At 75.3% G+C, this 13,505-nt stretch carries 13 protein-coding genes; 4 read left to right on the top strand and 9 right to left on the bottom strand.

Annotated features, from left to right (window positions below):
* Window positions 1-55: 55 nt before the first annotated feature.
* Genes mftF through mftA form a run of 7 tightly spaced genes read right to left on the bottom strand, consistent with a single transcriptional unit; the run spans window position 56 to window position 6,093 of the window.
* Window positions 56-1,642, bottom strand: a complete 1,587-nt coding sequence (mftF, locus tag ACF1AL_RS08690) for a mycofactocin biosynthesis glycosyltransferase MftF (RefSeq protein WP_391818515.1) — start codon at window positions 1,640-1,642, stop codon at window positions 56-58.
* Window positions 1,639-2,424: a mycofactocin-coupled SDR family oxidoreductase gene (locus tag ACF1AL_RS08685; protein WP_391825635.1), complete on the bottom strand. Its 786-nt coding sequence runs from the start codon at window positions 2,422-2,424 to the stop codon at window positions 1,639-1,641. Before ACF1AL_RS08685 ends, mftF begins: the two co-directional genes overlap by 4 nt.
* Complete coding sequence (gene mftE, locus ACF1AL_RS08680; protein ID WP_391780374.1) at window positions 2,421-3,257, bottom strand: mycofactocin biosynthesis peptidyl-dipeptidase MftE; 837 nt, start codon at window positions 3,255-3,257, stop codon at window positions 2,421-2,423. Before mftE ends, ACF1AL_RS08685 begins: the two co-directional genes overlap by 4 nt.
* 21 nt (window positions 3,258-3,278) lie before the next feature.
* Window positions 3,279-4,451 (bottom strand): pre-mycofactocin synthase MftD, encoded by a 1,173-nt coding sequence (mftD, locus tag ACF1AL_RS08675; protein WP_366834827.1) that lies wholly within the window; start codon window positions 4,449-4,451, stop codon window positions 3,279-3,281.
* Window positions 4,448-5,689: a mycofactocin radical SAM maturase gene (gene mftC, locus ACF1AL_RS08670; RefSeq protein ID WP_391825634.1), complete on the bottom strand. Its 1,242-nt coding sequence runs from the start codon at window positions 5,687-5,689 to the stop codon at window positions 4,448-4,450. The genes mftD and mftC overlap by 4 nt, the downstream gene beginning before the upstream one ends.
* Window positions 5,686-5,970, bottom strand: coding sequence for a mycofactocin biosynthesis chaperone MftB (gene mftB / locus ACF1AL_RS08665; RefSeq protein WP_366834825.1), 285 nt, complete (start codon window positions 5,968-5,970; stop codon window positions 5,686-5,688). Before mftB ends, mftC begins: the two co-directional genes overlap by 4 nt.
* 9 nt (window positions 5,971-5,979) lie before the next feature.
* On the bottom strand, window positions 5,980-6,093 hold the full coding sequence (mftA, locus tag ACF1AL_RS08660; RefSeq protein WP_366834824.1) for a mycofactocin precursor MftA: 114 nt from the start codon (window positions 6,091-6,093) through the stop codon (window positions 5,980-5,982).
* A 257-nt stretch (window positions 6,094-6,350) separates the two neighbouring features.
* Here mftA and mdo point away from each other — a divergent pair, with 257 nt between their 5' ends.
* The 4 genes from mdo to mftM all read left to right on the top strand — a co-directional run bounded on the left by mdo (window position 6,351) and on the right by mftM (window position 11,430).
* Window positions 6,351-7,643 (top strand): NDMA-dependent methanol dehydrogenase, encoded by a 1,293-nt coding sequence (mdo, locus tag ACF1AL_RS08655; protein ID WP_366834823.1) that lies wholly within the window; start codon window positions 6,351-6,353, stop codon window positions 7,641-7,643.
* Between the two features lie 122 nt (window positions 7,644-7,765).
* Window positions 7,766-9,001 carry an AAA family ATPase gene (locus ACF1AL_RS08650; RefSeq protein ID WP_391825633.1) on the top strand — a complete coding sequence of 412 codons (1,236 nt, stop codon included), beginning with the start codon at window positions 7,766-7,768 and terminating at the stop codon, window positions 8,999-9,001.
* Between the two features lie 27 nt (window positions 9,002-9,028).
* Window positions 9,029-10,507 carry a VWA domain-containing protein gene (locus tag ACF1AL_RS08645; RefSeq protein ID WP_386583716.1) on the top strand — a complete coding sequence of 493 codons (1,479 nt, stop codon included), beginning with the start codon at window positions 9,029-9,031 and terminating at the stop codon, window positions 10,505-10,507.
* Window positions 10,504-11,430, top strand: a complete 927-nt coding sequence (gene mftM / locus ACF1AL_RS08640) for a mycofactocin oligosaccharide methyltransferase MftM (protein ID WP_366834820.1) — start codon at window positions 10,504-10,506, stop codon at window positions 11,428-11,430. The genes ACF1AL_RS08645 and mftM overlap by 4 nt, the downstream gene beginning before the upstream one ends.
* Here the strand turns inward: mftM and ACF1AL_RS08635 are convergent.
* Together ACF1AL_RS08635 and ACF1AL_RS08630 are read right to left on the bottom strand one after the other, a co-directional pair.
* Window positions 11,423-12,148: a response regulator gene (locus ACF1AL_RS08635; protein WP_391659555.1), complete on the bottom strand. Its 726-nt coding sequence runs from the start codon at window positions 12,146-12,148 to the stop codon at window positions 11,423-11,425. The genes mftM and ACF1AL_RS08635 overlap by 8 nt on opposite strands.
* Entirely contained in the window at window positions 12,138-13,502 is a 1,365-nt protein-coding gene (locus tag ACF1AL_RS08630) for a histidine kinase (RefSeq protein ID WP_366834818.1), read from the bottom strand. Before ACF1AL_RS08630 ends, ACF1AL_RS08635 begins: the two co-directional genes overlap by 11 nt.
* Between the last annotated feature and the right edge of the window lie 3 nt (window positions 13,503-13,505).

Below are 13,505 nucleotides of genomic sequence, written 5' to 3'. Positions count from 1 at the left end.
TCCAGGACGTACGGGTGCGGGGGTCGGCGGGTGGGCGTCACGGGGCGCGTACGCGTCACCGGCGCTCCACCGTCGCGTGGGGTGGTTGGTGCGAGGTTGGTGCGGGCGGCCGCGGCGCGCGGGGAGCGTGCGGTGGTCCGGGCCTGCGGCGCCGCGCGAGGCGGGGCAGCAGGGGTGCGGCGGTACGGCGGCGCAGGGCGCCCTGCCACACGCCCCAGCCGTACGCCAGGTCGTCGAGGCGGTGGAGCACGGTGTGGGTGAGGGGGTCCAGCGCGGTGCCGGAGCGGCGGTGGTCGGCGAGGCCCTCGGCGAGCGCGGCGACGAGCAGCACGCGGCGGGCGCGGCGGCTCGCCGCGGCGGCGGCGAGGGCGAGCGGCCAGTGGTGCCGGGTGGCGCAGCGCAGCAGTTGTTCGGCGGTGCCGCGCAGCCCGGCGAGCGCCAGCAGGGCACCGGCCCGGGCGGGGTGGTCGGCGTCGGGCATACGGCGGGCGACGCGGACGGCGGCGACCGCGGTGAGGGCGCCGGCGGCGAGCGCGGGCCGGGGTCTGCCGGTCAGCAGCAGCGCGCAGGCGGCCAGCGACCAGGGCGCGGCGTGCAGCGGCGGCACCAGTCCGGGGTGACGCAGCGCCAGGTCGGCGGCGCTGGTGCCGTATCCGGCGCGCTGGGCGAGCCAGCCGCGCGGCGTGGTGCGGTGGCGGTGGCCGACCCGCACGGCGGGCACGTACCGCAGCCGCCAGCCCGCCGCGTGCAGCCGCAGGCACAGATCGACGTCCTCGCCGACCCGCATGCCGGGCGCGAACCCGGTGCCGAGGGCCGCGCGGCGCACCACGATGGTCGCGCTCGGCACGTAGGCGAGCGCCGACACGGGGACGACGGGTCCCTCCCGCTCCCCCATGTCCAGCGGGGAGCGCACCTGTTCGTAGTGGTCCAGGGCGCCGGGCCGGGTGGCGGGCAGGGCGACGATCCGGGGGGCGACGAGGGCGACGGCGGGGTCGGCGAAGTGGGCGAGCAGCGGGGCGAGCCAGCCGCGTTCGGGCACCACGTCGGAGTCGCAGAACGCCACGTAGGCGGTGCGCGCGTGGCGCAGCGCGGTGTTGCGGGCGGCGGCCGGGCCGAGGTTGTGCGGGTGGGTGAGCAGGCGGGCGTGGTGGCGGCGGGCCACGCGGGCGACCGCGGCCGGGTCCCGTGAGCCGTCGTCGACGACGAGGACGGGCAGGGCGGCGGTCGCGGGGTCCGCGCGCACGGCGGTCAGCAGGGCGTCGAGCTGTCCGGGCCGGTCGCGCACCGGGACGGCGAGGGTGGTGTCGCCGACGGGGCGCAGCGGCGGGCGGGGGTGGGCGACGCCGCTGTCCAGCAGCCGGCGGGCCAGCGCCGCCGTCGCCGGGCCGGTGACGGGGAACCCGCCGTCCACCAGCCGCCGGGCGGCCGCCCGCGTCAGCCGCAGCAGCCGGGGCGGGGAACCGCCGAGCAGCAGACGCCCGTCGGCGGAGCGGTGCGTGTCGGCGGCGAGCTCGACGGCGAACCCGTCGGGCAGACGGTCGTCGGGCGGGGCGGGCAGCGCGTCGGCGGCAGGCGGTGGGAGGAGACGGAGCGCGCGGGCCGGCCGAGGGGTGTCCTGGGCGTCGTGGGAGAGACGGGTCATGCCGTGAACCCCCCGTCCGCGTGCAGGACCGAGCCGGTGACGGCGAAGGAGTCCGGCGAGCAGGCCCAGGCGATCGCGGCGGCCACCTCGTCGGGTTCCAGGGGGCGCCCGGTGAGCTGGTGCTCGGCGAGGGCGTCGGGGCCGGGCAGCCCGTACAGGTCGGCCGTGGCGCGCAGCATGGCCGTACGGGTGGAACCCGGGGAGACGGCGACGGCGTTGACGCCGGTGTCGCGCAGGTCGCAGGCGAGGGCGCGGACCAGGCCGGCGACGGCGTGCTTGGCGGCGCAGTACGCGCCGAGGCCCCACAGCCCGCGGTGGGCGGCGGCCGAGGCGAGGGCGACGAACCGGCCGCCGCGGGGCCGGGGCCGGCGCAGCAGGGCGGGGACGGCGGCGCGGGCCAGGTGGGCGACGCCGAGGACGTCCACGTCGAGCAGGGTGCGCCACTCGGCGTCGCTCTGCTCCCACAGCGGCCGCCCGCCCAGGATGACGGCCGCGGCGGCCACGGCGGCGTCCAGGCCGCCGAACTCCCGCTCGGCGAGGGCCACGGCCCCGTGCAGCGTGTCCGCGTCGCGCACGTCGGCGCGGACGGCGCGCACCGCCGGGAACTCGGCCGCCAGCGCGTCGAGTTGGGCCGCCGAGGCGAGCGGGTAGGGCACGTCGGGGTCGTCGGCGCAGCGGTCCACGGCGACGACGGCCCAGCCGTCGCGGGCCAGGCGGCGCACGGTCGCGGCGCCGATCCCGCGCGCGGCGCCGGTGACGAGGGCCACCCGCGGGGCGGTCATCGCCCGCCTCCGGACCGTGCGGCCGGTGACGCCTGCGCGGCCGCCGTGAGCCCGGCCGGCGACGGCGGCGGGGCCGGTGACTGCGCGGACGGTGCCGGACGTACGGCCGGCGACGGCTGCGCGGTCGTGAGGCGGCCGCGCTGGGACACGCGCCAGCCGCGCGCGTCGGCGGCCAGGCGGTCCGCCATCGCGTCGAGGAGGCGTTCGCCCTCCGCGGCGCCGGCCCCCGCGGGGTCGCCGAGGACGCCGGACGGGCTGACCCCGCGCACGGTCTCGGCGACGAGGCGCCGCATCAGCGCCTCCACGGGGTCGGTCACTCCGGCCACGGCCCGCCCGGCCTGTACGGCGGCGGGGCGCAGCCGGAGCATCAGCGAGGTCTCGGTGCGGCCGGCGTGCGCGTCGCCGGCCGGCGGCACGCACGGCCACCAGGCCGTGTCGCGTCCCTCGTCGCGCAGGCCGGTGACCGCGTCGGTGAGCCCGGCGAGGTTGCCGCCGTGCCCGTTGACCACGAGCAGCCGTCCGGCCCAGCGCAGCAGGGAGCGGCCGGCCTCGGTGAGGAGCAGGCGCAGCGCGGTGTGGCCGACGGAGACCGTGCCGGGGAAGCCCTCGTGTTCGCCGCTCGCCCCGTAGTACTGCGGTGGGGCGAGCACCACGTCGGTGTCGGCGGCCAGCCGCGCGGCGGCCCGTTCGGCGACCGCGGCGGCCACCGCGGCGTCGGTGTCCAGCGGCAGATGGGGGCCGTGCTGCTCCAGGGAGCCGAGCGGCAGCAGCACCAGGGGCCGGCGGCCCTCCAGGTCCGGCCAGGTGAGGTCCGCGAGGCGGGTCACGCTCATGACGCACCGTCCGTCCGTGTCTCAGGGGGCGCCCAGGGTGCGGGTGAACCCGGGCGGTATCACGACGTCGTCGCGGGTCAGCTCCTGCACGGAGGAGCGGCCGAGGCCGAGGAGCGCGGAGTCGATGCCGCCGCGCAGGACGTCGAGGACGTTCTCGACGCCGGCCTGTCCTCCGGCGGCCAGCCCCCACAGGTAGGCGCGGCCGATGAGGACCGCGCGGGCGCCCAGCGCGAGCGCCTTGACGACGTCGCTGCCGCGGCGCACGCCGCCGTCGAGGAGGACCTCCACCTGGTGGCCGACGGCGTCGGCGACGGCCGGCAGGGCGCGGACGGGGGCGGGGGTGGCGTCGAGGTTGTTGCCGCCGTGGTTGGACACGGAGATCGCGGTGACGCCGGCGTCGACGGCGCGCAGCGCGTCGTCCACCCGGCAGATCCCCTTGAGCAGGAACGGCCCGTCCCACTGCTCGCGCAGCCAGCGCACGTCCTCCCAGGAGGGCGGCGGGGTCTGCATCCAGGTGCCGTAGGCGCCGAAGAAGGTGGGCGGGGCCTCGCCGTCCTCGGCGACGTTCGGGGCGGTGAGGTCGGGCAGGGTGCCCGCGGAGACGAAGTCCCACAGCCAGCGCGGCCGGGTCAGCGCCTCGGGCGCGAAGCGGGCCATCTCCTTGAGGGTGAGCCGCTCGGGGATGCGCGGGCTGCCCCAGTCCCGGCCGTGCGAGAAGGACCAGTCGAGGGTGACGATCAGTGCCTTGGCGCCGGCCTCGCGGGCGTAGGCGACGCGGCGCTCCATCGCGTCCTTGGAGCCCATCCAGTACATCTGGAAGAAGGTCCGCGGGTTCGCCGCGACGACGTCGCCGAGCGGCTTGCTGGCGAAGGAGCTGAGCCCGATCGCGGTGCCGCGGGCGGCGGCGGCGCGGGCGACGGCGACCTCGCCGTCCGGGTGGACGGCCTGCACGCCGGTCGGGGAGATGATCACGGGCAGGGCGATCTGCTCGCCCAGCACGGTGGTGGACTGGTCCCGCTTGGCCGACAGTCCGGCCACGTGCGGGGCGAAGCCGAGCTCGGTGAAGGCGGTGGTGTTGTCGTCGTAGGAGACGCCCTTCTCGGAGCCGGCGAGCAGTGCGCTGTAGACGGACTTCGGCAGGCGTTTGCGGGCGCGCCGCTGGGCCTCGGCGACCGTCTCGAACCAGGTGCTCATGGGGTTCCTTCCTCGAAGGCGGCCAGGGGGCTCTCGTCGCAGAGGCGGTCGGGCCGCCGGGTGCGCACCGCGGGCATGCCCAGCGGCACGGTGCGGTGGGAGTGGTCGTTGCCCTGCGGGGGCAGCGCGGCGGGGTCGACGGCCGCGAGGGCGGCGGCGCCGTGTCCCTTGACGCACTCGGGGTCCGGGCCGTCCAGCGGCAGCCCGGTGAAGAACTTCGCGGCCATGCAGCCGCCCTGGCAGGCGTCGTAGGCGGCGCAGCTCGTGCAGGCGCCGCCGGTCTGCGGCCGCCGCAGGTCGGCGAAGAGGGCGGAGTCGCGCCACACGCGCGTGAAGCCGCCCGGGGTGCGGATGTTGCCGGCCTTGAAGGCGTCGTGGATGGCGAACGGGCAGGCGTACACGTCCCCGACCGGGTCGATCAGGCACACCACGCGTCCGGCGCCGCACAGGTTGAGGCCGGGCAGCGGCTCGGAGCCGAGCGCGTTGAGATGGAAGAACGAGTCGCCGGTGAGGACCTTCTCGCCGTGCGCGAGCAGCCAGGTGTACAGCGCGCGCTGCTGGTCGGCGGTGGGGTGCAGCTCGTCCCAGACGTCGGCGCCGCGTCCGGAGGGGCGCAGCCGGGTGATGCGCAGCTGGGCGCCGTGCCGGTCGGCGAGTTCGGCGAAGTCGTCCAGCTGGCCGACGTTCTGACGGGTCATCACCACGGAGATCTTGAAGTCGCGGAAGCCCGCGTCGGAGAGGTTCTCCATGGCGCGCACCGCCATGTCGTACGAACCCCGGCCGCGTACCGCGTCGTTGACCTCGCGGGTGGCGCCGTCCAGGGAGATCTGCACGTCGACGTAGTCGGTGGCGGCGAGGCGGCGGGCCCGCTCGGGGGTCAGCCGCAGCCCGTTGGTGGAGAACTTGACGCCGATCTGGTGGTCGACGGCGTAGTCCAGCAGCTCCCAGAAGTCGGGGCGGACGGTGGGTTCGCCGCCGCCGACGTTGACGTAGAAGACCTGCATGCGCTGCAGTTCGTCGATCACGGACCGGATCTCGTCCGTGGTGAGTTCCCGCGGGTCGCGCCGTCCGGAGGAGGACAGGCAGTGCACGCAGGAGAGGTTGCAGGCGTACGTCCACTCCCAGGTCAGGCAGATGGGGGCGGCGAGGCCGCCCTTGAACTGCTCGACCAGGGCGGGGACGGGCGCGTGCGCCGCCGGGACGGCCGGCGGCGCGAGCGCTGGTTCGGTGAGGGTCACGGCTGCGGCTCCGCTTCGGTGGGGGTGATCATGTCGGCGGCGGCGAGGGCGGCGAGCGCCTGCCCGAAGGCCGCCCGGCGCCGCTCGGGCACGCCGGCCAGGGCGTCCCGCGCGCTGGCGTGGCGGCCGAGGTCCTCGACCAGGCGGACCAGTTCGGGTGCCTTGAGGAAGGACAGCCGGCGGTTGCCGAAGTGGTAGGCGAGCGCCCCGAACGGCTCGGGGCGCAGCGCGACGGCGGGACTCAGCCGGTAGGGCCGGGCCGGGTCGAACGCGGACGGCACGGCGGCGGCCTAGTAGACGCCGCACATGCCGTCGATGGAGACCTCCTCGACGAGGATCTCCTCGGCCGTCTCCTCGGCGTTGATCGTGGCGTCCTGCTCCAGGGTGCGCGGTTCGTCCTGCATGAGGGCCTCCGTGAGGTGAGTGGTGGGTGGTGGTGTCCCCTCGACGCTAGGAGCGGCCGGCCGCCGTGCTCACCCTGCTTCCGGCCCGCCTCGCCCTGCCCGAACGGTCAGGTACGCACCACCCCCTGTCCGTTCGGACAGGGCGTCCCCTCTCCGTCCGTGCCCGGCGGCCGCCCGGGTGGCCTGTGTCGCCGCCGGGCGCCGAGCGGCGAAGGTGATGCACGCCGCGGTCCCGCAGAGAGAGGAAGCACGCGATCATGCAGGTCGAAGAACTTCTCAAGCCGTTCCCGATCAAGGAGTTCCACCCCTTCCCCCGGGCGCTGATGGGCCCGGGCGCCCATGAGCTGATCGGCCCGGAGGCCAAGAAGCTGGGCTTTCGCCGCACCCTGGTGATGACCACGGGGCTGCGCGGCAGCGACACCGTGCACAAGATCGTCGAGTCGATGAAGTACCACGGTCTCGAGGTCGTCGTGTACGACAAGGTCGAGTCGAACCCGAAGGACTACAACGTCATGGACGCCGTGGCGCTGTACCAGGAGAACCGGTGCGACTCCTTCGTCTCGATCGGCGGCGGCTCGTCGCACGACGCCTGCAAGGGCGCCCGTATCTCGGTGGCGCACGACGGCCGCAACGTCAACGACTTCGAGGGCTTCAACAAGTCGGAGAACCCGAAGAACCCGCCGCACATCGCGGTGTCGACGACGGCCGGCACCGGCTCGGAGACGTCGTGGGCGTACGTCATCACCGACACCACCACCGACCCGGACAACCCGCACAAGTACGTGGCGTTCGACGACGCCTCGGTGGCCAGCCTCGCCATCGACGACCCGACGCTGTACTACGACTGCCCGCTGGACTACACCGCCCAGTGCGGCTTCGACGTCCTCGCGCACGCCTCCGAGCCGTATGTGTCGCGGCTGGACTTCCAGCCGTCGCTGGGCAACGCGCTGCACGCCATCAAGCTGACCGCGCGCCACCTGCGCCAGGCGGTGTGGAACGGCCAGGACCTGGCCGGGCGCGAGGGGATGATGTACGCGCAGTACATCGCGGCGCAGGCCTTCAACTCCGGTGGCCTCGGCATCATCCACTCCATCTCGCACGCGGTGAGCGCCTTCTACGACACCCACCACGGCCTGAACAACGCGATCGCGCTGCCGCGCGTGTGGGCGTTCAACATGCCGGCGCACTACGAGCGGTTCGCGGACATCGCCGAGGCGATGGGCGTGGACACGCACGGCATGACCAAGGTGCAGGCCGCCGAGGCGGCGCTCGCGGCCGGGATCCGGCTGCTGCGCGACGTCGGCATCCCGGAGAAGTTCACCGACGTCCAGCAGGAGACGTACTCCAAGAACCGGCTGGGCCAGGGCCCGACGAAGTTCTACGAGCAGGCCAAGGTGATCAAGGGCGACGCGGCCGACGTGGACCGCATCACGAACCATGTCCTCGGTGACGCCTGCACCCCGGGCAACGCCAAGGAGTGCACCTTCGACACCGTCCGTCCGGTCGTGGACCACTGCATGAACGGCGACCTGGACGACCTGCTCGGCTGAGCCCTTCCCAGCCGGGGTCGCGGGGCGGCGCATCCGGCGCCGTCCCCGCGTCCCCCGGGGGCGGGGCGGCCGGGAGGTCGCCGCCCCGCCCCCGCCTTCCCTGCCTGACGGACGGAGGACCCGTGCCCGCCACATCCGCAAACCCCGCCTTCGGCTCGGTCGACGAGGTCGTCGAGCGGTTCGCCGGCCATGGCTACATCGCCGACCGCCGGCTCGCCACGACCGTGTTCCTGCTGACCCGGCTGGACAAGCCGGTGCTGCTGGAGGGCCCGGCCGGCGTCGGCAAGACCGAGCTGGCCAAGACGCTCGCCGCGGCGACCGGCCGCCGGCTGCTGCGCCTGCAGTGCTACGAGGGCCAGGACGAGAGCCGCGCCCTGTACGAGTGGGACTACGGCAAGCAGCTGCTGTACACGCAGATGCTGCGCGACAAGATCGGCGACCTGACGGCCGACGCGCCCGACCTGGCGAGCGCGGTGCGGCGGATCGAGGAGCAGGACAGCGTGTTCTTCTCCGACCGCTTCCTCGCCCCGCGCCCGCTGCTGGACGCGGTGCGCGGCGAGGAGCCCGCGGTGCTGCTGATCGACGAGGTGGACCGGGCCGACGAGGCGCTGGAGGCCGTGCTGCTGGAGTGCCTGGCCGAGTACCAGGTCTCCGTCCCCGAGATCGGCACGTTCCGCGCGAAGGTCCCGCCGTACGTCGTGCTGACGTCGAACAACACCCGGGATCTGTCGGCCGCGCTCAAGCGGCGCTGCCTGCATCTCTTCCTCGACTACCCGGATGCCGGGCGGGAGCTGGAGATCCTGCGGGCCAAGGACACCGGGCTGCCGGAGGCGACGGCCCGTCACCTGGTGGACGTGGTGCGCGGGTTGCGCGAGCTGAAGCTGCGCAAGAACCCGAGCATCTCGGAGACCGTCGACTGGGCCCGCACGCTCGCCGTGCTCGGCGTGGAGGAACTCGACGCGCAGGTGCTCGCCGACACCGTCAACGTCGTCCTGAAGTACGAGCGCGACCTGGGCCGCGCGCGCGAGGTGCTGCCGCGCCTGGTCGACCCCAACCGGGAGCTGCCGGAGCCGGGCCACCACCACGACGGGCACCATCACCACGACGGGCACCACCACCAGGGTCACCACTCCCACGATCACGGCCACGACCCCGATCACGAGCCGCACGGCGGGACCGGTGGTGACGGCGACGGCGGGACCGACGGCCGCGCGCTGCGGGCCGCCATGGACCGGCAGGGCCGCCACGACGAGGACTACTACGGCGCCCCCGGCCCGGGTCCCACCCGGCGTCCCTCCCCCGGCGCGGGCCAGGGCGCGCGGGCCTTCGCCGCCGTCACCCGCCGCCGCGCGGACTGAGCGGAGGGGGCGGGCATGGAAGCCGGGGTGCACCGATTCGTCCGTCTGCTGCGGCTGTTCGGGCTGCGCGTGTCCGTGTCGGAGGCGCTGGACGCGCTGCGCGCGGCCGGCCAGCCCGGGGTGCTCGGCGGCCGGGAGACGCTGCGCGAGGCGCTGCGCCTGACGCTGGTGAAGGACCGCCGCGACGACGCCGTGTTCGACGAGCTGTTCTCGGCGTTCTTCGCGCTGCGCCCGGTGACCGGGGCGGACGGCGAGCACGAGCACGGGCACGCGCACGACGACCTGAGCGACACCGGCGAGCTGGAGTCGTACACCGTCTCCGAGGAGCCGTCCGAGACGCCCCAGCAGGGGCACAGCCACGGCAAGCCGGCCGACATCCGCGACTTCTTCGACCAGCAGGACCTGGCCCAGCGCTACAACCTCCACCAGGAGGCCAACAAGCTGGACCTGGCCGCGCTGACCGACGAGATCGTGCTGGCGCAGGACGGGGCGCGCGGGCCGGGCGCCGGCGGGTCCGTGCAATTGGAGACCGAGCGGCTGCACGGCGCCGGGGTGCCCGGCCGGCTCGCCCCGCCGGCCGGGCGGCCGTTGGAGACGGAGCTGACCGTGGCGCGGCACGAGAGCGTGCCCGAAGGGCCGCAGGGCGAGGCCGCTCCCCTGGCAGGGACCGTCGAGGGCCTGCCCGAGCTGCTCAAACGCCACCTCGACCGGCTCGCACAACTGCAGTCGGCGGCCGTGGAGACGGCGCGGCTCGCCGAGCGGGCCCGCACCGAGACGGTCGACGAGAGCGAGCGGGACCGGCTGGAGGAGGCGCTGCGCCGCATGGGCCGCACGCTGCACGGCGCGCCGACCGCCCGCCGGCGCGTCACCCCGCGCGGACGGGTCCACCCGGCCCGCACCATGCGGCGCAACATGCGCTACGACGGGGTGCCGTTCCGCCCGGTCACGGTCACCCGCGCCGAGGACCGGCCGCGGCTGGTGGTGCTGGCGGACGTGTCGCTGTCGGTGCGGGCGACCGCCCGTTTCACGCTGCACCTGGTGCACGGGCTGCAGTCGCTGTTCGGGCAGGTGCGCACGTTCGCGTTCGTCGACGAACCCACCGAGATCACCGAGCTGTTCGCCGAGCACCCGCTGGAGAAGGCCCTCGGTCTGGTCTTCGACGGGCTGCCGGCGGGCGGGCTGCTCGACGTGGACGGCCACTCCGACTACGGCCGCACCTTCGAGCGGCTGCTCGCCGAGCACGCCCCGGCGCTCGGGCGGCGCACCACCCTGCTGGTGCTGGGCGACGGGCGCGGCAACGGCCGGCCGCCGGCCGTCGAGGCGTTCGAGGAGATCACCCGCCGGGTGCGCGAGACGGTGTGGCTGACCCCGGAGCCGCGCTTCTCCTGGGGGCTGGGCGCCTGCGATTTGCCGAAGTACGCGCCGTACTGCGACCGGGTCCGGCAGGTCGCCGATCTGACGGGGCTGGAGCGCACGGCACTGCGGATGGCGGCGGTGGGGCGATGAGCACACCGCAGGCCGCTCCCCGGCACCGTATCGATCCCCTGGCCGCGCACCCGCCGGGCCGCTACGACGACGAGCTGGTGCGCGTGCTGCGCGAACCGCCCGACGCGGGCGGCCCGGCGGCCGGGCTGCTGGTGCGCACCGCGCACTTCCGGCTGCGCCGCCGTGGCCGCCGGGTGGAGGTGGGCCACTGGCTGCGGCCCGGGCAGCTGGACAACGACCTGGCCGGGCTGCTCGCCGAGGAGCTGTTCGCGCCCGGCTGGCTGTCCGGCAGCGATGTCTTCGAGCGGGTCTTCACCGGGGTGGTGCGCTCCTGCGTGGACGGTGCGCTGCCGGCGTGGACCACCTTCTACGCCAACACGCTGACCCGGATCCGCCGCTCCTGGGCGGGTCCGGGCGCCGCCGACCACTCCTCGATCGCGGGCTTCGCCCCCGTCTACCGGCGCACCCTGGACCTGGTGGGCGCCGGGACGGTCCTCGACGTGGGCTCCTGCTTCGGCTTCCTGCCGCTGCTGCTCGCCGAGCGTCCCGGCACCGCCGTGACCGCCTCCGACCTCGCCGCGGGCACCATGCGGCTGCTGTCCGCGGTGGCCGCCGAGCGGGCCGCGCCGCTGGCCACGCTGGCCTGCGACGCGGCCCGGGTGCCGCTGCCCGACGCGGCGGTGGACACGGTCACCGTCATCCACGTGCTGGAGCACCTGGAGCCGGCGCACGGCGCGGCGGTGGTGCGCGAGGCGGTGCGGCTGGCCCGGCGGCGGGTCGTGGTCGCCGTACCGTACGAGGAGGAGCCGACCGCCGCGTACGGGCATGTGCGCACCTTCGACCGGGCGGCGCTGGCCGCGCTGGGGCGCGGCTCGGGGCTGGCGTTCCAGGTCGCCGACCACCACGGCGGGTGGCTGGTGCTCGACCGCTCCGGGGTCAGATGACGCCGAGCTTGCTGGCCTCGTAGACGACTTCGGCGCGGCTGCTCGCGTTCATCTTGCGCATGATGTTGCGCAGGTGGAACTTCACGGTCGTCTCCGACACGTACAGCCGCGCCCCGATGTCCCGGTTGCTCAGCCCGCGGGCCAGATGCTGGAGCACCAGCAACTCGCGTTCGGTGAACCGGGGTTGTTCGGGGCGGCCGCGCATCGAGCGGACCATCGCGGCGGCGGCGTGCGAGTCGAAGGCGCTGTCGCCGACTGCCACCGCGCGGATGGAGCGCAGCAGTTCGGTGGTGTCGACGTCCTTGACGACATAGCCGCGCGCCCCGTGGTGGATGGCGTCGACGACGAGGGTGTCGTCGAGGAACGTGGTCAGCACCAGGACCGCGAGGCCCGGGTGACGCTTCGTCAGCTTCGCGCAGAGGTCGAGGCCCTCGGTGTCGGCGCCGGTGGACAGCTTCAGGTCGAGCAGCACGATCTGCGGGCGCACCCGGTCCACGACGGCCTCCGCCTCGGCGGCGGTGCTCGCCTCCCCCACCACCTCCAGGTCGCTCTCGCGTTCGAGGATCGACTTCAGCCCGTGCCGGACGATCGCGTGGTCGTCCACGAGGACGATCCGCAGGGTGCCCGCGGTACCCGGAGTGCCCGTGGTCGCCGTGGCGCCCGTGGTCGCCGGGGTGTGCGGGGCCGGCGGGGTGTGCGGGGCCGGGTCAGCGGTCATCGGCTTCTGCCTCCTCGGCGGGGACGGGCAGCGGGATGCGCACCCGCAGCAGGACGCCGCCCATGCCGGAGCGGCGGATGGTCAGGGTGCCGCCCAGCTCCTCGGCGCGGGCGACCATGTTGGCAAGGCCCCGGTGCCGGCCGGAGAGGTCGGCGGCCCGGGACATCGCCAGCGCCCGCCGCAGCTGCGCCGGATCGCCGGTGCCGTCGTCGGACACGCTCAGCACGACGGCGCCGGCCTGGTAGCGCAGCCGGACCAGGGCACGGCTCGCCCGGCCGTGGGTGGCGGAGTTGAACAGGGCCTCCCCGGCCAGCCGCAGCACGGACTCCTCGGCCGGTGCGGGCAGCGGCACCGGAGGCCCGAGCACCTGCACCCGAACGTCCAGCGCGGTCGGCAGGTGCACCGAGGACAGCCGCTGCAGCATCACCGGCAGCGGCCCGGACGGCTCCTGCGAGGAGTGGTGCAGGGCGTAGATGGAGGCGCGCAGCCGCTCCACGGCCTGCCGGTTGAGGTCCTTGGCCTCGGCGAGCCGGTCGGCGATGGCGGCCGCCTCGCCGCCCATGGCGGCCAGTTCGGCGCGGCACACCTCGACGGTCATGCCGGCGCTGAGCACGTACTGGGTGACGCTGTCGTGCAGTTCGCGGGCGATGCGGTGGCGTTCGTCGTCGAGCGCCTGGCGCTGCATCGCGTGCAGCAGCCGCTCCTGGGTGCGGGCGAGCTCGACGCTGCGCGCGGCGAGGTCGCGGGCCTGCCGTTCGGCGGCCTCGGACAGCTCCTCGGTGCGGCCGCGCAGCGCGGCGGCGGCGTGGAAGAGGTAGGTGTTGTGCAGGGCGACGGCGGCCTGGTTGGCGAGCACCCGCAGGATCGCGAGGTCGGTCTCGGCGACCTCGACTCCGGTGCCGGGCTCGGCGGCGATGCCGCCGACGGGTTCGCCGTCCAGGGTCATCGGCGCGCACACCCGGCCGCGCGCCCCGGCGGTGCCGGCCGCCTCCCAGGGGCGGGCGCGCAGCAGCCTCAGATGCGGGCGGACGTCGGCGGGCAGCAGGGTCTCGTCGTCGATGAGCACGTCGTCGGCGTACAGCAGGAACCGCGGCCGGGCCGCGCGCAGCGCGCCGTCGGCGACGGCGAGGAGCACCCAGCGGGCCTGCAGATGGTCGGCGGCGGTGCGCACGACGGCCTCGACGAGCGCGCGCGGGCCCTCGGCGGTGCGCACCAGCGCGCGGGAGATCCCGTCGAGGGCCTCCACCGTGCGTTCCAGGCGTTCGGTGGAGCGCCGGTAGGCCGGGTAGTAGGAGCGTTTGCCGGAGCGCAGCCCGGTGAGGACTCCGAGGTCGGCGGGTTCGGGGGCGGTCATCGG

Origin of the sequence: Streptomyces sp. NPDC014801, from assembly GCF_043082085.1 — a bacterium.
GTDB lineage: Bacteria > Actinomycetota > Actinomycetes > Streptomycetales > Streptomycetaceae > Streptomyces.
Note: the sequence above shows the minus strand (reverse complement) of the source record. Positions and strands in the feature narration are given on the sequence as shown.